Annotated in this window: 19 protein-coding genes and 1 pseudogene; 9 read left to right on the forward strand and 11 right to left on the reverse strand. The window is 71.9% G+C overall.

Features of this window, described 5'->3' with window-relative positions; all coding sequences use genetic code 11:
* Positions 1-186 precede the first annotated feature (186 nt).
* Entirely contained in the window at positions 187-570 is a 384-nt protein-coding gene (locus QMK30_RS00465) for a hypothetical protein (RefSeq protein WP_283515071.1), read from the forward strand.
* A gap of 38 nt (positions 571-608) precedes the next feature.
* Here the strand turns inward: QMK30_RS00465 and QMK30_RS00470 are convergent, their stop codons facing one another.
* Positions 609-2159, reverse strand: coding sequence for an acyl-CoA synthetase (locus tag QMK30_RS00470; RefSeq protein ID WP_283515072.1), 1551 nt, complete (start codon positions 2157-2159; stop codon positions 609-611).
* Positions 2156-3265 carry a nitronate monooxygenase gene (locus tag QMK30_RS00475; protein ID WP_283515073.1) on the reverse strand — a complete coding sequence of 370 codons (1110 nt, stop codon included), beginning with the start codon at positions 3263-3265 and terminating at the stop codon, positions 2156-2158. Before QMK30_RS00475 ends, QMK30_RS00470 begins: the two co-directional genes overlap by 4 nt.
* Positions 3266-3471: 206 nt before the next feature.
* Between QMK30_RS00475 and QMK30_RS00480 the strand changes: the two genes are divergently transcribed.
* Positions 3472-5214: a serine hydrolase domain-containing protein gene (locus QMK30_RS00480; protein ID WP_283515220.1), complete on the forward strand. Its 1743-nt coding sequence runs from the start codon at positions 3472-3474 to the stop codon at positions 5212-5214.
* A 24-nt stretch (positions 5215-5238) separates the two neighbouring features.
* On the opposite strand, the gene QMK30_RS00485 is transcribed toward QMK30_RS00480, so the two are convergent.
* The 4 genes from QMK30_RS00485 to QMK30_RS00500 form a co-directional block, all read right to left on the reverse strand.
* The gene (locus tag QMK30_RS00485) at positions 5239-5556 is read right to left on the reverse strand and encodes a hypothetical protein (RefSeq protein WP_283515074.1); all 318 of its coding nucleotides are present in this window, start codon (positions 5554-5556) and stop codon (positions 5239-5241) included.
* A 578-nt stretch (positions 5557-6134) separates the two neighbouring features.
* Positions 6135-7721 (reverse strand): phytoene desaturase family protein, encoded by a 1587-nt coding sequence (locus QMK30_RS00490; RefSeq protein ID WP_283515075.1) that lies wholly within the window; start codon positions 7719-7721, stop codon positions 6135-6137.
* A 126-nt stretch (positions 7722-7847) separates the two neighbouring features.
* On the reverse strand, positions 7848-10112 hold the full coding sequence (locus tag QMK30_RS00495; protein ID WP_283515076.1) for a serine/threonine-protein kinase: 2265 nt from the start codon (positions 10110-10112) through the stop codon (positions 7848-7850).
* Complete coding sequence (locus tag QMK30_RS00500; protein ID WP_283515077.1) at positions 10094-11020, reverse strand: oxygenase MpaB family protein; 927 nt, start codon at positions 11018-11020, stop codon at positions 10094-10096. The genes QMK30_RS00495 and QMK30_RS00500 overlap by 19 nt, the downstream gene beginning before the upstream one ends.
* 102 nt (positions 11021-11122) lie before the next feature.
* Here QMK30_RS00500 and glsA point away from each other — a divergent pair, with 102 nt between their 5' ends.
* Complete coding sequence (gene glsA, locus QMK30_RS00505; RefSeq protein WP_283515078.1) at positions 11123-12406, forward strand: glutaminase A; 1284 nt, start codon at positions 11123-11125, stop codon at positions 12404-12406.
* Positions 12407-12550: 144 nt separating this feature from the next.
* Here glsA and QMK30_RS00510 read toward each other — a convergent pair whose 3' ends face one another.
* Positions 12551-13729, reverse strand: coding sequence for an acyl-CoA dehydrogenase family protein (locus tag QMK30_RS00510; RefSeq protein WP_283515079.1), 1179 nt, complete (start codon positions 13727-13729; stop codon positions 12551-12553).
* Positions 13730-13854: 125 nt separating this feature from the next.
* On the reverse strand, positions 13855-14829 hold the full coding sequence (locus tag QMK30_RS00515) for a MerR family transcriptional regulator (RefSeq protein ID WP_283515080.1): 975 nt from the start codon (positions 14827-14829) through the stop codon (positions 13855-13857).
* A gap of 414 nt (positions 14830-15243) precedes the next feature.
* Here QMK30_RS00515 and QMK30_RS00520 point away from each other — a divergent pair, with 414 nt between their 5' ends.
* Complete coding sequence (locus QMK30_RS00520) at positions 15244-15678, forward strand: CBS domain-containing protein (RefSeq protein WP_283515081.1); 435 nt, start codon at positions 15244-15246, stop codon at positions 15676-15678.
* On the opposite strand, the gene QMK30_RS00525 is transcribed toward QMK30_RS00520, so the two are convergent.
* Positions 15675-15875, reverse strand: coding sequence for a hypothetical protein (locus tag QMK30_RS00525; protein ID WP_283515082.1), 201 nt, complete (start codon positions 15873-15875; stop codon positions 15675-15677). The genes QMK30_RS00520 and QMK30_RS00525 overlap by 4 nt on opposite strands.
* Positions 15876-16084: 209 nt before the next feature.
* Here QMK30_RS00525 and QMK30_RS00530 point away from each other — a divergent pair, with 209 nt between their 5' ends.
* Complete coding sequence (locus QMK30_RS00530) at positions 16085-16411, forward strand: hypothetical protein (protein WP_283515083.1); 327 nt, start codon at positions 16085-16087, stop codon at positions 16409-16411.
* Positions 16412-16515: 104 nt separating this feature from the next.
* Here the strand turns inward: QMK30_RS00530 and QMK30_RS00535 are convergent.
* Positions 16516-16779 (reverse strand): annotated as a pseudogene (locus tag QMK30_RS00535) (type B 50S ribosomal protein L31); the annotation flags it as partial.
* Entirely contained in the window at positions 16776-17888 is a 1113-nt protein-coding gene (locus tag QMK30_RS00540; protein ID WP_502963027.1) for a GlxA family transcriptional regulator, read from the reverse strand. The pseudogene QMK30_RS00535 and the gene QMK30_RS00540, both read right to left, overlap by 4 nt.
* A 71-nt stretch (positions 17889-17959) precedes the next feature.
* Here QMK30_RS00540 and QMK30_RS00545 point away from each other — a divergent pair, with 71 nt between their 5' ends.
* The 4 genes from QMK30_RS00545 to QMK30_RS00560 all read left to right on the forward strand — a co-directional run bounded on the left by QMK30_RS00545 (position 17960) and on the right by QMK30_RS00560 (position 24551).
* On the forward strand, positions 17960-19258 hold the full coding sequence (locus tag QMK30_RS00545) for an MFS transporter (RefSeq protein ID WP_283515084.1): 1299 nt from the start codon (positions 17960-17962) through the stop codon (positions 19256-19258).
* 115 nt (positions 19259-19373) lie between these two features.
* Positions 19374-23141, forward strand: a complete 3768-nt coding sequence (locus QMK30_RS00550) for an nSTAND1 domain-containing NTPase (protein WP_283515085.1) — start codon at positions 19374-19376, stop codon at positions 23139-23141.
* A 307-nt stretch (positions 23142-23448) separates the two neighbouring features.
* Positions 23449-23712: a hypothetical protein gene (locus QMK30_RS00555; protein WP_283515086.1), complete on the forward strand. Its 264-nt coding sequence runs from the start codon at positions 23449-23451 to the stop codon at positions 23710-23712.
* Positions 23713-24095: 383 nt separating this feature from the next.
* Positions 24096-24551, forward strand: coding sequence for a helix-turn-helix domain-containing protein (locus QMK30_RS00560; protein WP_283515087.1), 456 nt, complete (start codon positions 24096-24098; stop codon positions 24549-24551).
* Positions 24552-24640 lie beyond the last annotated feature (89 nt).

Genomic DNA, 24640 nt, shown 5'->3' on the forward strand with positions numbered 1-24640 from the left:
CGCACCGTACGCGCGGCCACTCGGCCGAGTCGTTTGCGGCGCGTTTGCCGCTGAGCGCGCCTCGTGCCGCGCCTCGCACGGGCCGGGTCGCACTCACTTGGCCTTCGCGGGTCGCCCGTTCCTGCCGGGCGCGATGCCATGGAAGCGGTAGATTCTCCCACCGCCCGGCCCATGGAAGGCATACGCGTGCATCGCAGCATTCCCAGGGATTCCCTCGCTTCGGCCACCTTGGCCTTCGCCCTCATGGCCGCGCTGCCGGGGGCCGCATTGGCGGCCGGCGCGCACGCCGTGGGCGACCGATCGGACCGGATCGTGCGGGACCAGGACCAGGACCGTGTCCAGGGCGCGGCCGTGGACACGCCCGCCGTGGGTGACGACGCCGCGGACGACAAGGAAGAGGCCCTGAAGGACGCGGCGGAGGCCAAGGCGGAGGCCGCCAAGGGTGTCGCCGAAGCAAAGGCGGACGCGGCCGAGGACGCCGCCGAGGGGAAAGCGGACGCCGCCGAAGCAAAGGCCGACGCCGCCGAGGCCGACGCCGACGCCCCGGCAGCCCGGACCGACGCGGCCTGACCCCGCTCAGCGCTCACCTGCCGCCGGGCGCCCCCGCCTCACACCGCGCGCTCCTGGCCCTCCCAGTAGGGCTCGCGCAGCCGGCGCTTGTAGAGCTTGCCGTTCGGGTCGCGGGGCATCGTCTCGATGAACTCGACGGTCCTGGGCCGCTTGTAGCGGGCGAGCCGCTGTTCGCAGACCACCAGGATGTCCGCGGCCAGCACATCGTCGGGGGCGTGCCCCTCGGCCACCTCGACAACGGCCTTGACCTCCTCGCCCCACTCCGGGTGCGGGATGCCGAAGGCGGCGGCGTCCACGACGGCGGGGTGGGTGAGGAGGGCGGCCTCGATCTCGGCCGGGTAGATGTTGACGCCGCCCGAGATGATCATGTCGATCTTGCGGTCGCGGAGGAAGAGATAGCCGTCCTCGTCGAGGACGCCCAGGTCGCCGACGGTGAAGAAGTCACCGATGCGATTCTTCTTCGTCTTGCCCTCGTCCTTGTGGTAGCTGAAGCCGCCCGTGCTCATCTTCATGTAGACGGTGCCCAGCTCACCGGGCGGCAGCCGATTGGCGTCGTCGTCGAAGACGGCGAGTTCGCTGATGGGCCAGGCGCGGCCGACGGTCCCCGGCTTCTTCAGCCAGTCCCCGGCGGTCGCGAAGGCGCCGCCGCCCTCGCTCGCCGCGTAGTACTCCTCGACGCAGTGCCCCCACCAGTCGATCATCGCCCGCTTGACGTGGTCGGGGCAGGGCGCTGCCCCGTGGATGGCGTGCCGCATCGACGACACGTCGTACGCGGTGCGTATGTCGTCGGGCAGCGCCAGCAGCCGGTGGAACTGGGTCGGGACCATATGGGTGTGGGTGCAGGCGTGACGGTCGATGAGGCGCAGCATGTCCTCGGGCGTCCACTTGTCCATGAGGACGAGCGGGTGGCCGATGTGCAGTGCGGCGCCCGCGAACTGCAGTACGGCGGTGTGGTAGAGCGGCGAGCAGACGAGGTGGACGTTGTCGTCGAAGGCCTTGATGCCGAAGATGCCGAGGAAGCCGCCGAGGTGGGACTCCTCGGGAAGCCGGTCGGACAGCGGGCGGCGGATGCCGCGGGGGCGTCCCGTGGTGCCCGAGGTGTAGTTCATGACCCAGCCGAGGGTGCGGTCGGCGGGTGGTGACTCGCTCTGTCCGTCGAGGAGTTCGGCGTACGGACGGAAGCCGTCGAGGGCACCGACGGCGTAGCGGTGGGAGGGCGGCAGCTTCGCCTCGTCGGCGGCCGCGGTGGCCGCGTCGGCGAAGTGCTCGTGCGCGATGAGCACCTTCGCGCCGGAGTCGGCGACGATCCAGGCGATCTCGGGGCCGACGAGGTGGTGGTTGACCGGGACGAGATAGAGCCCGGCCTGGGATGCGGCCAAATACGCCGTGAAGAACTCCACGCCGTTGGGGAGGACCACGGCGAAGGAGTCGCCGCGTTCGAGTCCGGCCGCGCGCAGGCCGTGCACGAGCTGGTTGACGGCGGCGTGCAGCCGGCCCGCCGTCCATTCCTCGGCGTCCGGGGCGACCAGCATGACGCGGTCGGGGTTCATGGTCGCCTGCGCCCAGAAACCGTTGAGCGGCTCGCTCATGACTGGCTCCGTCCTGCGATCCGGTTGATACGGTCCACGGCCCGCTCGAAGCCGCAGGTGAGGTCGTCGAAGACGGCCTGGACGCCGCGTTCGGAGTTCATCCGGCCGACGATCTGGCCGACCGGGGTGCCGAGGAGCGGGCCGACTTCGTACTTCTGGATACGGGAGACGGCCTCGGCCACCAGGAGGCCCTGGAGCGGCATGGGCAGGGTGCCCGGGCCGCTCGGGTCGTCCCAGGCGTCGGTCCATTCGGTGCGCAGCTGGCGGGCGGGCTTGCCGGTCAGTGCCCGGGAGCGGACGGTGTCGCCGGAACCCGCCGAGATGAGCTTGGCGGTGAGGGCGCGCGAGTGGAGGTCGGCCTCCTCGGTGGTGAGCCAGATCGAGCCGAGCCAGGCGCCCTGCGCGCCGAGTGCGAGCCCGGCGGCGATCTGTTCGCCGCTGCCGATGCCTCCGGCGGCGAGTACGGGCAGCGGGTGGACGGCTTCGACGACCTCGGGTACCAGGACCATGGTGGCGATCTCACCGGTGTGGCCGCCCGCCTCGTAGCCCTGCGCGACGACGATATCGATGCCCGCCTCGGCGTGCCGCCGGGCGTGCTTGGCGTTGCCGGCCAGCGCTGCGACGAGGACGCCGTGGTCGTGGGCGCGCGCGATGACGTCGGCGGGCGGCGAGCCCAGCGCGTTGGCGAGCAGCTTGATCGGGTAGTCGAAGGCGACGTCGAGCTGGTTGCGGGCGACCTCTTCCATCCAGCCGGTGATGCGCCAGCCCGAGGCTTCGCCCCGGTCGAGTTCGGGTACGCCGTGCTTGGCGAGGGTCTGGGTGACGAACTCGCGGTGCCCTTCGGGGATCATCGCCTCGACCTCGGCCTCGGTCACCCCCGACACCTTCTTCGCGGGCATGACGACATCAAGGCCGTACGGCTTGCCGTCGGTGTGCTCCTGCATCCAGTCGAGGTCGCGTGCGAGGTCGTCGGGTGCGGTGTAGCGGACCGCGCCGAGTACGCCGAGTCCGCCCGCCCTGGTGATGGCGGCGGCCACGGCGGGGAAGGGGGTGAAGCCGAAGATCGCGTGCTCGACTCCCAGTTTCTTGCTCAGCTCCGTCTCCATGGGCCGCAGGATGCCGCAGCGGGGCGGACGAGGGAAGAGGTTTCCTGATGCTGCGTCAGATTATTTGGGCAGTTGACAGCACTCTCCGCCTGCAAGAAAGTTTCAGGGGTTGGGCGTAAGACGGAAGTTACTTTCACAAGGGGTGGCCCGTGACCGAAGGTGTGGCCGACAGAGGGATCAGCAGGCGCGGACTGGGTGGTGGCCTCATGGCGCTCGGTGGCGCCCTGGCGCTCGCGGGACTGCCCGCATCGGCGGCAGCGGCGGCCCCGCCCTCCGGTGGCAGGACCACGCTGCGGCGCGGCTCGCCGGAGCGGGCCGGGCTGCTCCCGGGCCCCCTGCAGCAGCTCGTGTCGGACGCGGAGCGCTTCCTCGCCCCCTCCCCCAAGCACCCCTGGTACGCGGGGGCCGTCCTGCTCGCGGGCCGGGGCGGCACCGTGGCGCTGCACCGGCCGATCGGCTCGGCGGTGCGCTATTCGGCGTACGACGAGAAGACGGACACGGGGGTCGAGTTCCCGGCGGAGCAGCGGATCGCGATGGCCGAGGACACCGTCTTCGACCTGGCATCGGTCTCCAAGCTCTTCACGTCCATTCTCGCCGTGCAGCAGATCGAGCGCGGCGCGCTGGAGCTGGAGGGGAAGGTCACCGCCTATCTCCCGGAGTTCGGGGGCGCGGGAAAGCAGGACATCACGGTACGTCAGCTCCTCACCCACACCTCGGGGTTCCGTTCCTGGATCCCGCTCTACAAGGAGCCGACACGGGAGGGGAAGCTGAGGCTGCTGTGGAACGAGGCGCCGACCAGCGCCCCCGGCACCAAGTACCTTTACTCGGACCTCAACCTGATCTCGCTCCAGCTGGTCCTGGAGGAGATCACCGGTCGCACTCTGGAGGCGCTGCTCCACGACGAGATCACCGCTCCGCTCGGGATGCACCGCACTCGCTTCAACCCGCCCGCCTCCTGGAAGCCGAAGATCGCGGCCACCGAGGACGCCCGGCTGCCCTGGTCGGGTCTCGAACGCGGCCTGGTGTGGGGCGAGGTGCACGACGAGAACGCCTTCGGTTTCGGCGGCGTCGCCGGCCACGCCGGGGTCTTCTCCGACGCCTGGGACCTCGCGATCCTCGCCCGTACGCTGCTCAACGGCGGCGCGTACGGCCGCCGACGCATCCTGGAGCCGGAGTCGGTCGAGCTGATGTTCACCGACTTCAACACCGCGTTCCCAGGCGACGAGCACGGTCTGGGCTTCGAGCTCTACCAGCACTGGTACATGGGCGCGATGGCCACGCCCCGCACCGCGGGCCACACCGGCTTCACCGGCACCAGCCTGGTCCTCGACCCGTCGACCGACTCCTTCCTCGTGGTCCTGGGCAACTCGGTCCACCCGGTGCGCGGTTGGCGCTCCGGCAGCGCCCCGCGCTTCGCCGCCGCCAATAATCTGGCGCGCGCCGTCGCCGTACGCCCGGCCCACGACCGCACCGCCTGGTTCTCCGGCATGGCCGTCGCCGGCACCGCCACACTCACCCTGCCCGCACTGCGCCTGCCCAAGGACTGCCCACGGCTGCGCTGTTCGCTGTGGTGGGACACCGAACCCGGCTCGGACCGGCTCTTCCTCGAAGCCTCGGCGGATGAGGGCGCCCCCTGGCAGCCGGTGCCGTTCACCACCGTACGAACAGAGCGCGAGGACAACGCCCATGAGCCCGAGCCGCACCCCGACGGCTCCGCCACCGGCTGGTCCGGGCGGGTCTGGCACCGGCTGACCGCGGACCTGACCGCCTGGGGCGGCACGGACGTGACGCTGCGCTGGCGGTACACGACCGACACGCTGTACGTCGGACGCGGCGCGTACGTCGACGCCCTGCGGGTCGACAACGGGCGCCGCACCGTCTTCGACGAGTCCAGGCCACGGGACGCCGCCCGCATCGAGGCCGTCGGCTGGACGGCCTCCGAGGACTGACCGGCGCTCGCAGGCGCGGCCTCGCTACCGGCCCCGGCGCCGCAGGAGCAGGAGGGCGGCGCCGGCCAGCCCCGCCGCCGCCCCGGCGGACAGGACGCCGCGCCGGGACTGGACGGACAGCACCGACCACTGGGACTGCAGGGACAGCGCCGACCCGGTGCTCAGGGCCGAGCCGATCGAGATGAACGACAGGGCGGACCCGACCGAGCCGATCGACAGTGAGCTGCCGATCGAGCCGACACTGAGGGCGGAGCCGACCGACCCGATGGAAAGCACCGACCCCACAGAGCCGATCGACAGCACCGAGTCCGACGACCAGAGCGACAAACGCGATTTCGACATGGGACCACGTTACGACCTCACCCGCGATTGACAGTGGGAGAAGGAGCGACGTCTGGGGCCTTCGAAATCCAAGGCGGAGGAGGGAGTGATGGCGGGGCCATCGCGACTGACGACAACGCCGGAGGCGGAGGTCCCAGACGCCGCGACGCCGCTGCCAATCGTGGGTGAGGTCGTTAGAGGGCTCTGGTGGATGCGCGCAGAGTCCCACCGGGGACTCCAGTGACCGAACAGGACCCGAACCCGCCTTACAGGGAACGCATCCCTCCGGAGACGATCACTTTGTGGCGTTTCCTGACCGTTCCCTCGCTGATGGCTGCCGCTCGATCAGATCCTGAGCAGTGCCTACGGCCGTACGCTGCTGGCCAAGCTGCTCCCGGTCGCCCTGGTGGGGCTGCTCGCCCTGGTGGCCAGGCGGCGACTGCACCGGACGCGGCGCGGGCCGGGTGCCTTCCTGGCGGCCCGGGTGGAGCTGGTGGCGCTGGTGGCGCTGGGCGCGGTGGTACTCGTATCGGCGCTGCTGACCGCTGTGCCGGTTCCGGTGGCGGTAGGTGTCCGGGGCCGCCGGGCTCGGGCACCTCTCAACGGCCGAGCGCCGCCATCGCCGCGTTGTGGCCCGGGATGCCGCTGACTCCGCCGCCCCGGACGGCGCCCGCCCCGCACAGCAGCACGTTCGCGTGCGCCGTCTCCACACCCCACCTTCCGGTCCCGGCCGACTCGTCGGCGTACGGGAAGGCGAGCGGGCGGTGGAAGATGTTGCCGCCGGGCAGCCGCAGTTCGGCTTCGAGGTCGAGCGGGGTCTTCGCCTCGATGCAGGGACGCCCGTCCTCGTCGAGCGCGAGACAGTCGGCGATCGGCTCGGCGAGGTGGGCGTCGAGCTGGGCGAGGGTCGCCTTGAGCAGGCTCTCGCGCGCCCCGTCGTTGTCGTGCGCGAAGAGCCCCGCAGGGGTGTGCAGTCCGAAGAGCGTCAGGGTCTGGTAGCCCTGCTCGGCCAGTTCGGGGCCGAGGATCGACGGGTCCGTCAGCGAGTGGCAGTAGATCTCGGACGGCGGCGCGCTCGGCAGCCTGCCCGCCGCCGCTTCCCGGTACGCCACCGCCAACTGCTCGTACCCCTCGGCCACATGGAACGTCCCGGCGAAGGCGTCACTCGGCGAAGCCGCGCGGTCGCGCAGTTCGGGGAGGCGGCGCAGCAACATGTTGACCTTGAGCTGGGCACCTTCGTACGGTGCCCGGGGCGCGTCGCCGAGCAGGGCCGCGAGCGCCTGCGGAGACGCGTTCACCAGGACCTGGAAGGCCGCGACCGCGCCCTCCTCTTGGTCCGTGCGCCAGGAGACCTCGGCCCGGGTCCCGTCGGTCTCGACACGGGTCACCTCGCGCCCGGTGACGATCCGCGCGCCCGCCGACCGGGCGGCGGTGGCGAGTGCGTCGGTGAGGGCTCCCATGCCGCCCACCGGTACGTTCCAATCGCCGGTGCCGCCGCCGATCACGTGGTAGAGGAAGCAGCGGTTCTGTGCCAGGGACGGGTCGTGCGCGTCGGCGAACGTGCCGATCAGCGCGTCGGTCAGTGCGACGCCCCGCACGAGGTCGTCCTCGAAGGTGTCCTCGATCGCGACGCCGAGCGGCTCGTCGAAAAGCATCCGCCAGGCGTCCGCGTCGCCGATCCGCTCGCGCAGGGCCTCGCGGGTGGGGAGCGGCTCGGTGAGTGTGGGGAAGACCCGCTCCGCGACCCGGCGTGTCATCGCGTAGAACCGCTGCCAGGACTCGAAGTCCCGGTCGGCTCCTGTGAGCGCCCGGAACGAGCCGCGGGTGCGGTCTTCGCCACCGCCGACCAGCAGGCCGGTCGGGGCGCCGTGCCGCTGGGCGGGGGTATACGAGGAGATGGTGCGTTCCCGGACGGTGAAGCGCAGCCCGAGATCGCGCACGATCTTGTCCGGCAGCAGGCTGACCAGGTACGAGTAGCGGGACAGCCGGGCGTCGAACCCCGCGAAGGGGCGGGTGGAGACGGCGGCTCCGCCGGTGTGGCCGAGCCGCTCCAGGACGAGGACCGAGCGCCCGGCGCGCGCCAGATAGGTGGCGGCGACCAGCCCGTTGTGACCGCCGCCCACGATCACGACGTCGTAGGAGTCATGGGCTGCCCCGCCTGTCCGGGGGGCGTCCTGTACGGGCATGGCCTCACACGCTCCTGTCTCGGGTACTGCTCTCTCGCCGGCTCCGGGCTCCGGACCCACCGCTGTCCAGTGTGGCCCGGAGGCGTCAGTGATGTCAGTGGTGTCAGAAGCGAAGCGTCAGTGGTGTCAGAGGCTCTGGGCTCCGCGCTGCTGGCGCAGCGCCGCCACCCGCCGGTACAGCTCCACGGCCTCCGCGCCGCGACCGAGTTGCTCCAGGCAGTGCGCCTCGTCGTTGCGGCTGGCCAGGGCGTCGGGGTGGTCGGCGCCCAGCACGCGCTGGCGGGCCTCCGCGACCTGCCGGTACACCTCGAGGGCGTCGGCCCAGCGGCCCAGCCAGCCGAGGCCGACGGCGACCTCACGCCGGCTGACGAGCGTGTCGGGGTGGTCCGGCCCCAGCACGCGCTCTCGTATCGCGCACACGTCGCGCGCCTCGGCGAGAGCCTCCTCCCAGCGGGCGAGCCGCCCGAGGTTGACGCCGAGGCCGTGCCGTGCGCGCAGCGTCTCGGGGTCGGCGGGGCCGTGCACGCGGGTGCGGTCGTCCACGAGGGAGCGGTAGAGCTCCAGGGCCTCCGCGCTGCGGCCGAGGCGGCCGAGGCTTATACCGACCTCGTAGCGGGCCGAGAGCGTGTCGGGATGGTCGGCGCCGAGCGCCTGGGCCCTGGCCGCCGCGACCTCGCGGTAGGTCTGGAGCGCCTCCGACCAGCGGCCCAGCTGGCCGAGCGCGTAGGCGACCTCGTACTGGGTGACGAGAGTGTCGGGGTGGGTCGCGCCGAGCACCCTGGTACGGGCCGCCGCGACCTCGTGCGCCATGCGGTACGAGTCCTCCAGGCGACCGAGCCTGCTCAGGTTGAACGCCAGGTTGTGCCGGCAGCGCAGGGTGTCGGGGTGCTCGGGTCCCATGGTGCGCTCGCGCGACGCGAGCACCGCGGCGTACACCTGATGGGCCTCGAAGTGCCGGCCGAGCTGGCCCAGTACGTACGCCATCTCCTGGCGCGCGGCGAGGGTTTCGGGGTGGTCCGGGCCCATGGTGCGCTCCCGGCCGTCCGCCACCCGGCCGAACTCGCGCAGCGCGTCCGCCGCACGGCCGGTCCTGCTGAGGGTGAAGCCGACCTCGTAGTGGCTGGCGAGCGTGTCGGGGTGGTCGGGGCCCAGCGCGTGCTCGCGCTCGACGGCGACCGCGCGGTGCACCTCACCGGCCTCCGTCCAACGGCCCAGCCGCCCGAGGCTGAGGCCCGCGTTGTGCCTGCTGTTGAGGACGGTGAGCACCTCGGGCGGCGGCGTGGGCCGCTCCTGGCGCTGCGGAGCCTGCACGGTGACCCCGGCGCGCAGACCGACGCCGGTGGTCCACTCCCCCGTCAGCCCGGCGGAGTGGTCGTGCGCGGCGGCCGGCGACGGCCAGGTCCCGCTCGCCTTGTGCCCGGTGGTCATCCCCCGGGTCCAGGACGGGAGCCTGGGCGCGAGCGAGGGCGGCTGCTCGGGGCGGGCGCCGAACGGGCGCGGTACGGGCGAGGGCACGGCCGCCAGGGCGTAGACGGCGCCGGATGCGCGCCCCGCGGTGAGGCGGTGGGCGAGGTCCCTGGCGTCGGACGGTCGCTCGTCGGGGGCCTTGGCGAGCAGGTCGAGGACGATCCGGTCGAAGAACTCGGGGAGTTCCTCGCGGTGGGTGCGCGGTGGCTCCGGCTGGGTGTCACGGTGGCCGACGAGGACCGCCCAGGCGTCGTCCAGGTCGAACGGCGGCACTCCGGTGGCGATCTCGTACAGCACACAGCCGAGCGAGTAGAGATCGCTGCGGTGATCGACGTGGACGCCGCCGATCTGCTCGGGCGACATGTAGTGGGGGGTACCCATGGCGATGCCCGTGCCGGTGAGCCGGGAGGTGATGCCGATGTCGTGGCCCAGGCGCGCGATGCCGAAGTCGCAGATCTTCACCGAGCCGTCGGTCAGCCGCATGATGTTGGCGGGCTTCAAGTCACGGTGGATGATGCCCTGTTCATGGGTGTAGGCGAGGGCCCAGGCGACCTGCTCGGCGATGTCGACGACATCGGGGACGGCCAGCGGGTGGGCCTTGTTGTCCTCCAGGAGCTGGCTGAGGTTGCGCCCCTCCAGTAGCTCCATGACCAGATAGAGGACGCCCTCGTGCTCCCCGAAGTCGTGCACGACGGTGACGCCCCGGTGCTGGAGAGCGGCGGCGACGCGCGCCTCGCGGCGAAAGCGTTCGCGAAGGACTCTCGTGAAGGACTGATCGTGCTGGGGGCCCATCGGCTTGAGGCACTTCACGGCGACCCGTCGGCCCAGCGACTCGTCGCGGGCACGCCACACCTCGCCCATGCCCCCGCGCCCGATCAGATCGAGCAGCCGGTACCGGCCCTGGATCAGCCTGGTGTCCGCCATCTCGTGCTGTCGCCCCCGTCGTTTTGCTGCGCCCTCCCCGGCTCGTCCAGTATGGCCGCCCGACGGGTGAGTTTGTACGGTGCCGGACGCGCGTCGGGCCCGAGCCGGGCCATCGCCTTGAGGATGTGGCCCGGTGGAAGTTGCCAGCGCACACGCGCGGGGACAGCCCGCAGGGCGGTTCCGGTTACGACCAGGCGGCGGGTGACGGTGCGCGCGGAGGGGGCGGGACGTCCGTACAGCTCATGGGCGTAGGGGGGCAGGGAGGCGTACGCGAGCCCGGCGACGCGCCGCCACAGCAGCATGCGCGCCGGTACGAGCAGCGGGTGAACGGGCGGTTTGCGGAGGAAACCGTCGACGGCGCGCGCTTCGGGGCCCACCGCGAGTTGTGGCCGCACTTTTTCGAAGTATGTGGCGAGCCCGGCCGTGGACGCGGGGACGGTCGCGGGGTCCAGGCCGACCAGCCGCGCGCCCTCACGGTGTTCTTCGATGTAGCGGTCGGCCTGGGCCGCGTCGAGGCGGAAGCCGGAGCGACGCAGGACGTGCAAATAGGAGTCGACCTCGGCGCAGTGCACCCATCGCAGCAGCTCGGGCTCGTCGACTCCGTAGCGCTCGCCCGTCGCGGGGTCGGTGGCGCCCAGCATGCTGTGGATCTTACGGACCCGGGCGCCGGCCCGTTCGGCCGCTTCCTTCGTGCCGTAGGTGATGGTGCCGACGAAACCGGCGGTGCGCATCAGCCTGCCCCAGGCGTCGTTGCGGAAGTCGCTGTTCTGCATGACTCCGCGCACGGCGCGCGGGTGCAGGGCCTGGAGGTAGAGGGCCCGGATGCCCGCGACCCACATCATCGGGTCGCCGTGCATCTGCCAGGTGACGGACTCGGGCCCGAACAGGCCCGGATCGGCGTCGCGCATGTCCCGCCTCCCCAGTGCTGGTCCCCGTACGGTCTGCTCTATCAGCTCGCTGCCCACGGGACCAGGCCACCACGGGGGCGAATCGCTGCATTCCATGACGAAATGGCGATGCATGACCCGGTGACCGCCGCCCTGACGCAGGTCCACGCCCGGCTGGCGAGCCAGCGCGACGGCAAACTCGCCGACTACATCACGCAGCTCGCCCTGGCCGACGCGGGCACCTTCGGTCTTGCCCTGGTGAGCATGGAGGGCCATCAGTACCGGGCGGGCCGCGCGCAGTCGCCGTTCACCGTCCAGTCTGTGTCCAAACCCTTCGTCTACGCCCTGGTCCTGGCCGAGCTGGGCCTGGAGGAGGTGACGCGGTGGGTGGACGCGGAGCCGAGCGGCGAGGCGTTCAACGCGATCAGTCTCGAACCGGGGACCGGGCGTCCGGCGAACGCGATGATCAATGCCGGGGCCATCGCCTGCACGGCCCTGATCCCCGGCCCCACCGGGGCGCGGCGCTTCGATCGCATCCTGGGAATCCTGAGCCGCTTCGCGGGGCGCAACCTCGATGTCGACGAGAGCGTGTACGCCTCGGAGTCGGCCTCCGGGGACCGCAATCGCGCGCTCGCCTGCCTGATGAGCAGCACGGGGTCGCTGCCCGGCGACCCGTCCGGGGCAGTGGACACCTACTTCCGCCAGTGCGCGGTGCGGGTGACCGCCGTCGACCTCGCGGTCATGGTGGCGACCCTGGCCAACGGCGGCACCAACCCGGTGACAGGCAGCGCTGTCGTGCCGGAGCCGGTGGCGGTGCAGGTGCTTGCGGTGATGGCCTCGTGCGGCATGTACGACGCCTCCGGCAAGTGGCTGCTGAGGGTCGGGCTGCCGGCGAAGAGCGGGGTCGCGGGCGGGCTGATCGCCGCGAGCCCCGCACGATTCGGCGTCGCCGCCTTCAGTCCGCCGCTGGATCCGGCCGGAACGCCGGTGCGCGGCGCGGCGGCGATGCGGGAGCTCTCCGAACGGTTCGGCCTGCACCTGATGCACAACCCGGCACGCGGCGCCCCCACGTTCTCCCTCAGCGGCGGGCAGGACGAGCGGGTGACCCTGGTGGCCGCCCAAGGGGCCATCGACTTCACCGCCGCTGAACGGCTGCTGTACGCACTGTCCCCCCTCGCCCTGAAGACCGGAGGCGGGGTGGTCCTCGACCTCGCGGACGTCATGAGCGTCGATGCCCGCGCCACGGAAATGGTGCGGGCCGCCCTCACGGGCCTGGGCGCTCAGGGGCGCCCGGTGGCCGTAGTGGGCCGGCTGGGGAGCGCCGCGGCGGGAACCGGGCCCGGCCGGCGGAGCTTCACCTCCGGGCAGGAGGCTGTCGCGTGCTGCGCCGAGGTCGGCCGCCCCTGAGCCGCCTTCACCGGTCGGCTCACGCGGTGGGCGTAACGCCGACGAAGTGGCTGACCCGCCGGCGCAGTGCGCTCCGACCGACGAGTGCCCAAAAGGCCCGTCGGCGGCAAGTCCGGCATGCGTGCCGTCCGATGGCTCCGCCCGTCAGCGACGCACCCGCGGCATCCCCAGGCCGATCCAGGAGATGATCTCCCGCTGGATCTCGTTGTTGCCGCCACCGAAGGTGAAGATGACGGCGGAGCGGTAGCCGCGTTCGAGTTCGCCGTGCAGGACCGCGCCCGCCGAGCCCTCCTTCAGCGGGCCTGCCGCGGCGGCGATCTCCATCAGCCAGGCGTACGCGTCACGGCGTGCCTCGGAGCCGTACACCTTCACCGCCGAAGCGTCCTGCGGGGTGAGCGTGCCGTTCTGCAGGGCGTACACCATCTGCCAGTTCAGTAGCTTCATCGCGTCGAGTTTGATGTGGGTCTTCGCGAGGCGTCCGCGTACCCAGCCGAGGTCGATGACCCGGCGTCCGTCGGCGAGCTTGGTGTCGGCGGCCCAGCGCTGGACGTTGTGGAAGGCGCGGATGGCCATGGTGCCGTGGGCGGCGAGGGTGACGCGCTCGTGGTTGAGCTGGTTGGTGATGAGCCGCCAGCCCTTGTTCTCGTCGCCCACGCGGCGGGAGACCGGGACGCGGATGTTCTCGTAGTAGCTGGCGGTGGTGTCGTGCGAGGCCAGGGTGTTGATGAGGGTGCAGGAGTAGCCGGGGTCGTCGGTCGGCACGAGCAGCATGGTGATGCCCTTGTGCGGTGGCGCGTCCGGATCCGTGCGGACGGCGAGCCACACCCAGTCGGCGGTGTCGCCGTTGGTGGTCCAGATCTTCTGGCCGTTGACGACATATTCGTCGCCGTCGCGTACGGCGCGGGTCTTGAGGGCGGCGAGGTCGGTGCCCGCGTCGGGTTCGCTGTAGCCGATCGCGAAGTCGATCTCGCCGGCGAGGACCCTGGGCAGGAAGTACGTCTTCTGCTCGTCCGTACCGAACTGCATGATCGTCGGGCCCACGGTGTTGAGCGCCATCAGTGGCAGCGGCACACCGGCCTGCGCGGCCTCGTCGAAGAAGATGAACTGCTCCATCGGCGAGAGTCCCCGCCCGCCGTACCCCTTGGGCCAGCCCACACCGAGCCAGCCGTCGGTGCCCAGGCGGCGGACGGTCTCACGGTAGAAGCGCTTCTGGGCCGCCGGGTCGGCGTACCGCGCATATACGTTGTCCGGCACCAGCTCGGCGAAGTACGCGCGCAGTTCGGCGCGCAACTGCTGCTGCTCAGGCGTGTATTCGAGGTGCACGGCCCCTCCAGGAGTATCGCGTTCCCTATGGCGGCGCACAGACTAGAACGTGTTCCAAGAATCTGGAAGGGCTTCCCCCAACCGCGCCTCCGGGGGTTCGGGTGCGCGGCCGATCGCCCCCCGGGTCAGCCGTCGTTCGCCGCCTCGATGAAGTCCAGCGCCTGCGCCAGGCTCCTGGGCCTGCGGACCCCGGCCGTCTCGCGCATCCTCGTCCAGCCGGGACCGGCGATCAGCACGGTGGGCCGGAACCGTGCGCCCCTGATGCCCCAGGCCGTGGCGCGCACCAGGTTCACCAGGACGCGGTCGGCCGTGAGGCGGGTCTGGGACCACAGCACCACGGCGCGCGGCCCCGTCCTGCGCACCGCCTCGGACAGGGCCCCGGCGGGCACCGCAGCCCCGAACATCCTTACCGGCCGGCCTCGTTCACCCAGGGAGGCGGCGAGCGCCTCCATGGCGAGGGTGTGCGTCTCGCCCGGTACGCAGGCCAGCAGTACCGGGGGCTCGTCACTCTCCGGGTCCTTCGGGCGGCAGCCGCCGCGCAGGGCGGTGGAGATGTGCCAGGACAGCAAGTGCTCGGCCTCGACGTACCGTTCGCCCGCCGTGTCACCGGATTCGGCCCAGGTGCGGCCGATGGCGCGCAGCGTCGGCGACATCACCACCTCCCAGGCCCCGGCGAGTCCGTGCTCGGTGACAGACGCGGCCAACAGGGTGTCGAGGCGGGGAGAGTCGAGGCGTACGGCGGCCCGGCCAAGACCACGGCCGGCCCGCGCGGCGGTGCGCGGAGCGGGGATCGGGACGACGCGGCCGGAGCGCGTGTCGTGCCCCGGCGTTGCCTGTCCGTGCTGCGGCCCGTCGGGCCTGCGGGCCAGCCGGGCGGCCTCGGCCGGCGCGACACCGTGGGCCGTGAGGCGGCACATGCGCTCCAGCAGGGCCACGTCGTCGGGCGCCCAGCGCCGGTGCCTGCCACCCTCGCGCGCGGCGGGGCCAAGACCGTACCGGTGGTCCCAAGACCTCAGCGTCGTCGGGGCGACACCAAGTCGCAGCGCCACGGCCCCGGTTGTCATCCCGGCCTCGGGCGATGTCCCGCTTTCGATGTCCATCTCCCGACGATACGGCGCACGAACGACGCGAGTTGCCGCCGTGGAGCGACTGCGACGAGGGTTGCCACCACAAGGACGGCGGTCGGCCCGCGACTCCCGGAGGCGTCCGCGCGTCGTCGCCGACGCGAGCGCCCCGGCCCGGCAGGTGCGCGGACGTGGAAGACGTCACGTGCCCACGGGCGACGGGCCGACCGCGCAGAGGCGTCATGACGGAGCGGTCTCCTGTGGCGTCACGCCGAAGCCGTCCGGCCCAAGTCAGCTCCCCCGGGCCGGGCGGCTCCGGCGCGTCCTGCCTCTCCACGGTTCACCCGCACCGGTGAACCCCGAGTCACCCGTAAGAGCCCGTCCGGTCGCTGACCACCCGGGGTACGTCCAGCATGGCTGTGGCGCATCCGTCGACCCCGGAGGATCTTCGTGACCACTGTCCGTGACCTGATGACCCGTGACGTCCGGTGCATTCCGGCGACCGAGACACTCGACCGCGCGGCACAGCTGATGCGGGACCACCGCATCGGCGCGCTGCCCGTACAGAACGGCGACAAGGAACTCATCGGCATCGTCACCGACCGCGACATCATCGTGAAGTGTGTCGCCGCGGGCCACGACCCGGCGAAGGTGACCGCCGGGGACCTCTCGGAGGGTGCCCCCGTGTCCGTCGATGTGTCCGCCGACGCGTCCGACGCCATACGGGTGATGGGTGAGGCACGCATCCGCAGGCTGCTGATCCTGGACAACGGCAGGCCTGCCGGTGTGGTCACCGAGGCGGACCTGGCCCGGAGCCTGCCCGCCGAGCAGCTCGCCGACTTCGTCAGCCGTGTCTACGCGACGGGCCGAACCCGTACACGCTAAGGAAGCTGAGCGTCGATGGCCGCGCGGCCCTCCTTCTCCAAGCGGCGCCGCGCCCATTCCAGGGTTTCCGGCGTCACGTCGCGCCCCGAGGCGAGCACCAGGTCCTCGGGGGTGACGTCGTCGCTGGCGCCGGTGTGCAGCAAGCTGTCGGGGGTCACTTCCGACGGGTCTCGCTTCGAAACGGATTCCTCGCTCATACCGCCTCCTTGTTTCGTCGATCAGTCAGTCGGCATTCTGGTTGGCGCCTACCCGGCCCGCATCCGGTGAACATCAGGTGACCGCTCGACTTTCACTTCGCCCACCCCCTTCACATCCGGCACTGTCGTATGTTCCGGATGCGAAGGGCGTCCGCCTGCGGCAGCGTGGGGAGCCCAGCCAGGCCGTAACCGAGTACGGAGTGGGACTGATGAGCGAAGACAACACGGAGCTTCCCGAGGATGACGGCGTTCTGGACGCGCAGGACACGCTGATGAGCGACGACCTGGACTCCGACCCGCTCGACGCGGGCATCACCCCGGCCGAGCACTGGTCGCCCGCCGAGTCCTTCGGTACGACGGCCGAGGAGGCGCGGCGCGGCGAATCGCTCGATCAGCTGCTCGCCGAGGAGGAGCCGGACATCGAACCGGCGACCGGCGACGAGGAGGACGACCCGGACGCGCCGAACGAGGACCGGGACGAGGGCCCCGAGGAAGGGCTGACCGAGGAACTGATCGAGGACCTGAACGAGATCTGACCGCGGCGGACCCGGAGGCGGGACGATCCGCCCGCAGGATGATTCGGCCGCGTCAGGACCCGTCGGCGGTCGGGCTGTCCGGCCGCGGGGGGCTCGCCGCCCTGCCCGTCCTGCCCGTCCTGCCCGTCCTGCCCGTAGCGGCGCTCGAACTGCGCGACCCTGCCCTCCGCATCCAGCGTCCTGGCCTTCCCCGTGTAGAAGGGGTGGCTCTCCGAGGAGATCTCGACGTCGACGACGGGGTACGTATTGCCGTCGTCCCATTCGATGGTGTGCTCGCTGGTGGCCGTCGAGCGGGTGAGGAACGCGAACCCCGCGGTCCGGTCCCGGAAGACCACCTGCTGGTAGGAGATGCTGGCGTCCGGCTTCACGGCTGCTCCTTCTGCTGCTCTGCTCTCTCGACCGGACCGCCCGGGTCGGCATCCGTCACCATGGCGCCCCTGAAGGTCGAGCGGTACGCGCTCGGCGAGACCCCCAGCGCGGTATGCAGATGCTGACGCAGCGACACCGCGGTGGAGAAGCCGACCGCCGCCGCCACCCGGTCGACGGGCAGGTCCGACTCCTCGAGCAGCTCGCGGGCCCGGTCGACCCGCCGGGCGGTCAGCCACTGGACCGGGGTCAGGCCGACCTCCTCGCAGAAGCGGCGGGAGAAGGTGCGGGTGCTCATCGAGGCCCGTGCGGCGAGCTCCGCCAGGGTGACGGGGTGCCCCAAGTGGTCAAGGGCCCAGGCGCGGGCCGGCTCGGTGGAGGAGCGGTGGGGCGTGGGGACGGGGCGCCGGACGTACTGGGCCTGGCCACCGTCGCGGTGCGGCGGGACGACCGTGCCGCGGGCCACCTCGTTGGCCACCTGCGCACCGTGGTCGCGGCGGATCATGTGCAGGCACAGGTCGATGCCGGAGGCGACGCCGGCGGCGGTGAGTACCTCACCATCGTCGGTGTAGAGCACATCGGGGTCCACGCGCACCGCCGGGTGGAGCCTTTGCAGGTCGGCGGTGGATCGCCAGTGCGTGGTGGCCCGCCTGCCGTCGAGCAGCCCCGCCGCCGCGAGCACGAACGCGCCGGTGCAGATGGAGGCCGTGCGGACACCGGGGCGAATGCGGCTGAGCGCGTCGGCGAGTTCGGCCGACAGGTGCGGGGCGACGCCGGGCGTGTAGTCCTCGTCGGAGGCCGGGACGATCACGGTGTCGGCCTCGGCGAGAATCTCCGTGCCGTGCACGACATTGATACTGACGTCGGCGTCCGTACGGATCTCGCCGGGCGTCACCGTGCAGGTCAGCACCTCGTACAGGGGATCGCCCGCCGGTGACACGGCCTGCCGGAACAGGCGGTGCACGATGCCGAGTTCCATGGTGAGCAGACCCCCGCGTACGAGAACGGCGATCCGGTGCGGACCCGCCGGGATTCCCGGGCCTGCCGGTTTTCCCGGCTCTGTTGGACTTCCGCGCTCTGTTGGACTTCCTGGGCTCCGGAATGCGGGCATGGCGAGATTCTTTCACACCATGGCCATCCAGCCACTGGTTCGGTGTGGGTGACCGGACCAGGGTCGAGTGCATGCGGCAGAGTCTCCGAAGTCCTCAGCAGCACTGCCCCGCGCGGCGCCAACCCCTACCCGTACGCAACCGGGTGCACCGGGCCTGGCCGGTGGCAGGGGTCGCGGCGCTCGCGGTGATCACCGCGGGGGCCTTCACCACCTTGGCGGGCCTGCTCGTGGGCCCGCTGCACCGGGAGTTCGGCTGGTCGCGCTCCACGATCGGTCTCGCCTCGTCCGTGAACATGGTGCTGTACGGGCTCACCGCCCCCTTCGCCGCCGCCCTGATGGACCGCTTCGGGATGCGCCGGGTGGTGGGGACCGCGCTGGCCCTGGTCGCCTTCGGGGCGCTGTGGACCACCGTGATGACGGCGCCCTGGCAGTTCGTGCTCGCCTGGGGCGTTCTCGTCGGGGCCGGTTGCGGCTCGATGGCGCTGGCCTTCGCCGCGACCGTCACCCAGCGCTGGTTCGTACGGCGCCGCGGTCTGGTCACCGGCGTGCTCACCGCCGCCGGTGTCTTCGGGCAGTTCGCGTTCCTGCCGCTGCTGTCCCGGGTCGTGGAGCGCTTCGCCTGGCGCACCGCGGCCCTGACGCTCGTGGTGGCGGTGACAGTCGTACTCCCGCTGGTTCTCCTGCTGCTCCGCGACCATCCGGCGGACGTGGGCGTACGGGCCTACGGCGCGGGCGAGTTCACCGCACGCCCCGCGTCGGCGCCGGGGGCGGCCAGGCGCACAGTGCGGGCGCTCCTGCGGTCCGCGCGCACCGGGCCCTTCTGGCTGCTGGCGGCGACCTTCGCGATCTGCGGCGCGTCGACCAACGGCGTGATGTGGACCCACTTCACACCGGCCGCGCACGACCACGGAATGCCCGCCACCGTCGCCTCCTCGCTCCTCGCGATGATCGGTGTCTTCAATGTGGTGGGGGCCGTGGCCTCGGGCCGACTGACCGACCGCTTCGATCCGCGGCGCCTGCTCGCCGCGTACTTCGCCCTGCGCGGCCTCACCCTGCTCGCTCTGCCGCTGCTGATGACCGCGACGGCCGGCCCGCCGATGGTCACCTTCGTGGTGCTCTTCGGGCTGCTCGACGTCGCCACGGTGCCGCCGACACTCGCGCTCTGCCGGGAACTGTACGGCGGTGACAGTGCGATCGTCTTCGGCTGGGTCGGCGCGGCGCACCAACTGGGCGCAGGGATCGCGGCCTTCGCGGGCGGTGCGGCGCGGGACGCGTTCGGCTCGTACGACCCGCTGTGGGTCGGTGTCGGCGCGCTGTGCGGGGCCGGGGCGCTGCTCGCCCTCACCGTCGTAAGGCCGTCCCGCACCTGACCCGGGCGCCCTCTTTACCGCGAGACCGGTACCCATACGTCACACTCGCTGGAATTCAGGCAAACGGGTTGGTACATAGGGGAATTGACCGTTACCGACCTGTACGGTGCCCCGCATGGACGGGGTACGAGGCACATGTTCCTTCGGGGAAGAACTGCGGCGGCTGCGCGGTGAGCGCGGCATCTCACTGACCGCGCTGGCCCGTTCGATCCACTACAGCAAGGGCTACCTCAGCAAGATCGAGAACGGTGGCAAGCCGCCGACGCCCGATGTGGCCAGGCGCTGCGACGAGGTCCTGGACGCGGGCGGGGCCTTGGTGCGGCTGGTGCCCGATGTCCCGGCGGCGCGCCAGGCGGTGCCGTCCGGGCCAGTGGATTCGGTGTGCCCCTACCGTGGTCTCGCGGCCTTCGGCCCGGCCGACGCGCAGTGGTTCTTCGGCCGGGAGCGGGCCACCGCGGAGCTGGTGGCGCGGCTCGCGGAACGAGTGGGCCACGGGCCGCTCGCCGTGGTCGCGTCGTCCGGGGCGGGCAAGTCCTCGCTGCTGCGGGCCGGACTGGTGCCGGCGCTGCGGCGCGGGGCGCTGCCGGGCGCCGGCTCGGGCAACTGGCCGGTGGTGGTGTGCACGCCCACCGCAGATCCGCTCAAGGAGCTGCTGCGGGGTGTGTCCGACGCCCTGGGGCGTGGGCTCGGTGTGAGCCCGGAGGCGCTGTGCGGGCAGCCCGTGCTGCTCGCCGAAACCGTACGGCCCCTCCTGGCGGGGGCCCGGCTGATGCTGCTGGTCGACCAGTTCGAGGAGACCTTCACGCTGTGCGCCGACGAGGCGCAGCGGCGCGCCTTCGTCGCGGCGCTCGATGCCCTGGCCACCGCGGACGCGCAGGCGGACGCGCAGGCGGTGGTGGTCCTGGGGGTACGGGCCGACTTCAGCGGCCGGTGCCTGGACCACCCCGAGCTGGCCACCGTCTTCTCGCACGGCCTGTTCGCCCTGGGCCCGATGACCGGCGCCGAGCTGCGCGAATCCATCACGCTGCCCGCGGAGCGCGCCGGGCTCGTCCTGGAGGCCGGGCTGATTGGGCTGTTGCTGCGGGACGTGGGGGTCGGCGGCGCGGGCCCCGGCCGACCGGACGATCTCGCTCCCGCCTCACTGGGCGCCCTGCCGCTGCTCGCGCACGCGCTGCTGGTCACCTGGCAGCAGCGCACCGGCCGCACGCTGACCGTGGCGGGGTACGAGAGAACGGGCGGCATCCACGGGGCCGTGGCGAGGACGGCCGAGGAAGTGTTCAGCCGCCTCCACCCGCCCGAGCAGGAGATGGCCAGGCGGATCCTCATCAGGCTGGTCCAGGTCGGTGACGGCGAGAGCGGCACGGCGACCCGGCGCAGGGCAAGCCGCGAGCTGCTTCTCGACCAACTGCCCGATCGGCGCGGGGTGGAGGCGGCGCTCGACGCGTTCGTACGGGCGCGGCTCATGACCGTCGACCGCGATGCGGTGGAGATCACCCATGAGGCGCTGCTGCGTGCCTGGCCCCGGCTGCGCGGCTGGATCGAGACCGGCAGGGCCGGGCTGCTGATCCACCAGCAGCTCGCCAAGGCCGCCGCCGAGTGGCTGCGCGAGCGGTGCGACCCGGGGCTCCTCTACCGGGGGACGCGGCTGGCCGCGGCCGGGGAGTGGGCCGAGCAGAGCGACGGCAGGGCCGCACTGGGGCCGGCCGAGGCCCGGTTCCTGGACGCGGGCCGGGCGGAGGAGACAGGCAGGCGGCGGGCCGAGCGCCGGCAGGTCCGCACCCGCCGAAGGCTGTTGGTCACTCTGGCGGCGCTACTGGTCGTCGCGGTCGCCACGGGCGCCCTGGCTTTCCAGCAGCGGTCCCGGGCGTTCGACGAGCGCCGCACCGCGATGTCCCAGGCGATGGCGGTACGGTCCGGCGCGCTGGCGTCGGGGCAGCCGGAGGCATCCATACTGCTGGCGGCCGAGGCCTACCGCACCGCGCCGACCACGGAGGCACGCGGCGCGCTCCTCAGCACGCAGGCCCAGTACTTCGCGGGCCGGCTCGGCGCGCACACGGGGCCGGTCAACGCGGTGGCGTTCAGCCCCGGCGGTGGCCTCCTGGCGTCGGCGAGTTCGGACGGCACGGTCCGTCTGTGGGGCGGGGCCGGCCACCGTCGCCCGGTCGACACCCTGACGGGGCACGGCGGTGCGGTGGTCGCGGTGGCGTTCAGCCCGGACGGGCGGCTCCTGGCGTCAGCGGGCTACGACGGGACGGTACGGCTGTGGCGGGTGGCGGACCGTCAGCCCGCCGGAACGCTGGTCGGCCACGTCGGCGTGGTGCGGTCGGTGTCCTTCGGCCTCGGCGGACGGAGCCTGGTGTCGGGCGGCGTGGATCGCACGGTGCGGATCTGGGACGTGGCGAGCCGCCGGCTCCGGGCAACGCTACGAGGACACGGCGACAGCGTCATGGGCGTGTCGTTCGCCCGCGACGGGCAAAGTGTCGCCTCGGGCGGCGCCGACCGTACGGTGAAGGTCTGGGGCGTGGCACGCCGCGAACTCCAGGTGACGCTCAAGGGACACGGCGACGGCGTGCTGGGCGTGGCGTTCAGCCCCGACGGCCGGAGCGTGGCCTCGGGGAGCGCCGACCGTACGGTGCGGGTGTGGGATCTGCCGCGTCACCGGGTCAGGGCCACGCTGACCGGGCACAGCGACGACGTCAACGCGGTGGCGTACGGCGAGGACGGGGCCACCGTCGTCAGCACCAGCGGCGACGGCACGGCGAAGGTGTGGGACACCGCGAGCCACCGGGTGACCGCCACACTGTCGGGGCACACCGACTATGTGCTCGGGGCCGCGGTCAGCGGAAGTGTGGTGGCCACGGCGAGCTTCGACCGGTCCGTGGTGCTGTGGGACCTGGGCAGGGCGGCGCTCACGGCGCGCCCGTTCGCCGAGGCCTGGCAATCGGCGCTCTCGCCGGACGGGCGGCTGCTGGCCTCGGCGAGTGTGGACCGTACGGTCAAGGTGTGGGACGTACGTCGCCGCACGCTGCTCACCACCCTCACCGGCCACGGCAGTTCGGTCTTCGGCGTGGCCTTCTCCCCCGACGGACGACTCCTCGCCTCCGCGAGCGCCGACCGCACCGTCAAGGTCTGGGACGCCCGCCGCCGCACGCTCCTCGCCACCCTCACCGGGCACAGCGGTTCGGTCTTCGGCGTGGCCTTCTCCCCCGACGGACGACTCCTCGCCTCCGCGAGCGCCGACCGCACCGTCAAGGTCTGGGACGCCCGCCGCCGTACCCTCCTCACCACCCTCACCGGGCATCAGGACTTCGCCAACACCGTCGTCTTCAGCCCCGACGGCCGGACACTGGCCTCCGGCGGCGACGATCTGGCCGTGCGGCTGTGGGACGTGCGGGAACGCCGGGTGCGGTCCGTCCTGCGGGGCCATACGGGTTCCGTGCGCGGTCTGGCGTACCGCCCCGACGGCCGCATACTCGCCAGCAGCGGCAACGACGGCACCGTCCGTCTCTGGAACACCACGGGCCGCCGGCCCCTCGCGACGCTCACCGGGCACAGCGGCGCGGTGCGCGCGGTCGCCTTCGATCCGGGCGGGCGGACGCTGGCGAGCAGTGGCAGCGACGGCACGGTGCGGCTCTGGGACACCGCGCGCCGCCGGCTCACCGCCACCCTGTCGGGGCACACCGGTGCGGTCTGGGGCGTGGTCTTCGATCCGCGCACGCGCACGTGGGTGAGCAGCAGCAACGACGGCACGGTGCGTTTGTGGAGCGTCGACGTACGGCGACGCGGTACGCACATCTGCGACCTGACCGGTGACGTGGACGCCGAGTTCTGGAAGCGGCTGATCCCCGACCGGCGCCAGCGGCCGGGGTGTGCCGCTTTCTGACGGTCGTTTCCCTGGGGGTTTCCCGTTTCCTGTCGCCTCAGGAGACACCAGGGTCCTCGACAGCCCATGCCGCGCGGACCAGGCTTCGAGTGCCGGGCCGAACCTGGCATTCCGGACGCGTCCAGCTGTCCGCGACGAGCCGCCGGGCCCGTCCAGCACTTCTGCCGCACCATCTGCACCTCGCTCAAGGAGACCTGATGAACGCACGCAAGAAGTTCGCCACCGCTCTCGCCGCCTTCGCCCTGACTGCGGGTCTGGTCACTGTCACCGCGCCCGCCACGGCGGCGCCCGCCGGGCCCGCGGCCGAGTGCGGGGTCCGCTGGACGGCAGGCTCTACTGCGGCAACCGGCAGGGCGCCAAGGGCTACGCACACCGGTCGTACGGCTCGGCCGTGCGCGGCCAGATGAACTCGACGTTCAGCTGGTTCGCCTGCTGGGGCCGCGGCGACAGCCACGGGGGCGGCAACAACATCTGGTACTGGACCCAGTTGGACAACGGCCAGTGGGGCAACATGCCGGCCGTCGACCTCAGGACCACGGTGGACCCGGCGCCGGGTCTGCGCGAGTGCTGAGCACTCCGGTGGAGTGAACAGGTGCAGTGAAGAGGTGGGCCGCTTCCCGCGCGGGGGCGGCCCACAGCCATGCGCCCGGCCGTGAGCGTGAAGTCCTGACGGGACGACCGGACGGGCCCGAAAGCTGTGCGATCTTCCAGTGTGGCGGCCGGGCCCACCCCCGTGGAACCCGGCCGCCGCCCCAGTGGCCTCGGCCGTGTGGCCAGGGCAGCATATGGCACCTGATCAGCAGAGCAACACTCTGGTGTGACTGGCACTGACTGAAACGTACACCTCAGTTGCGGGCCTGCGTCAACTACAGTTGGGCGGGACCACCACATACCGGGCTCCTCCCACACCAGAGTGGACAGCGCGGCGATCATGGCGAGAAGGATGTACTGGACGTGACAGACGAAGCGGGGCACACCTTCGCGCAGCTGCTGGACCACCTCTTCAGGGAGGTTCATCCGCCCGCCCGCGGGCCGTACACGTACACAGAGGTCGCCGAGGGGATCCAGGAGGCGTCGGGGGGCGAGGGCAAGGGGCTCACCGCGAGCGCGATCCAGCAGCTGCGCACCGGCGCCAAGAAGAACCCGACGCGGCACACCATCAAAGCGCTCGCCGGCTTCTTCGGTGTGCCCGCGGGCTACTTCTTCGACGAGGAGACCGCCGAACGCGCGCGCGCGGAGATCGCCGTCCTGGCCGCCATGCGGGACCAGGGAGTGCGGACCGTGGCGCTGCGGGCCAATGGCCTGAGTACGGAGAGCCTTCAGATGCTGTCCGCGGTGATCGAGCAGGCGCGTCGACTGGAGGGCCTGCCGGGAGACACACCGACGAACAACCTCAAATTCGACGACTAGAGGTCCCCCTTGCCCGGTGTTTCGCCGGGGAGGGCACATTTTTTTGAATCGGTCCGAGCAATCGCCTAAGCTTTCGAGCGATTTGGGGC

The organism is Streptomyces sp. H27-C3 (genome assembly GCF_030063415.1).
In the GTDB taxonomy this organism is placed as follows: domain Bacteria; phylum Actinomycetota; class Actinomycetes; order Streptomycetales; family Streptomycetaceae; genus Streptomyces.

Excerpts from the sequence above, each read along its gene's own strand:
- QMK30_RS00470 (WP_283515072.1), bottom strand. The coding sequence starts at position 2,159 with ATGAGCGAGCCGCTCAACGGTTTCTGGGCGCAGGCGACCATGAACCCC.
- QMK30_RS00475 (WP_283515073.1), bottom strand. The coding sequence starts at position 3,265 with ATGGAGACGGAGCTGAGCAAGAAACTGGGAGTCGAGCACGCGATCTTC.
- QMK30_RS00480 (WP_283515220.1), top strand. The coding sequence starts at position 3,472 with ATGGCGCTCGGTGGCGCCCTGGCGCTCGCGGGACTGCCCGCATCGGCG.
- QMK30_RS00485 (WP_283515074.1), bottom strand. The coding sequence starts at position 5,556 with ATGTCGAAATCGCGTTTGTCGCTCTGGTCGTCGGACTCGGTGCTGTCG.
- QMK30_RS00490 (WP_283515075.1), bottom strand. The coding sequence starts at position 7,721 with ATGCCCGTACAGGACGCCCCCCGGACAGGCGGGGCAGCCCATGACTCC.
- QMK30_RS00495 (WP_283515076.1), bottom strand. The coding sequence starts at position 10,112 with ATGGCGGACACCAGGCTGATCCAGGGCCGGTACCGGCTGCTCGATCTG.
- QMK30_RS00500 (WP_283515077.1), bottom strand. The coding sequence starts at position 11,020 with ATGCGCGACGCCGATCCGGGCCTGTTCGGGCCCGAGTCCGTCACCTGG.
- glsA (WP_283515078.1), top strand. The coding sequence starts at position 11,123 with ATGGCGATGCATGACCCGGTGACCGCCGCCCTGACGCAGGTCCACGCC.
- QMK30_RS00515 (WP_283515080.1), bottom strand. The coding sequence starts at position 14,829 with ATGGACATCGAAAGCGGGACATCGCCCGAGGCCGGGATGACAACCGGG.
- QMK30_RS00525 (WP_283515082.1), bottom strand. The coding sequence starts at position 15,875 with ATGAGCGAGGAATCCGTTTCGAAGCGAGACCCGTCGGAAGTGACCCCC.
- QMK30_RS00530 (WP_283515083.1), top strand. The coding sequence starts at position 16,085 with ATGAGCGAAGACAACACGGAGCTTCCCGAGGATGACGGCGTTCTGGAC.
- QMK30_RS00540 (WP_502963027.1), bottom strand. The coding sequence starts at position 17,888 with ATGCCCGCATTCCGGAGCCCAGGAAGTCCAACAGAGCGCGGAAGTCCA.
- QMK30_RS00545 (WP_283515084.1), top strand. The coding sequence starts at position 17,960 with ATGCGGCAGAGTCTCCGAAGTCCTCAGCAGCACTGCCCCGCGCGGCGC.
- QMK30_RS00550 (WP_283515085.1), top strand. The coding sequence starts at position 19,374 with ATGGACGGGGTACGAGGCACATGTTCCTTCGGGGAAGAACTGCGGCGG.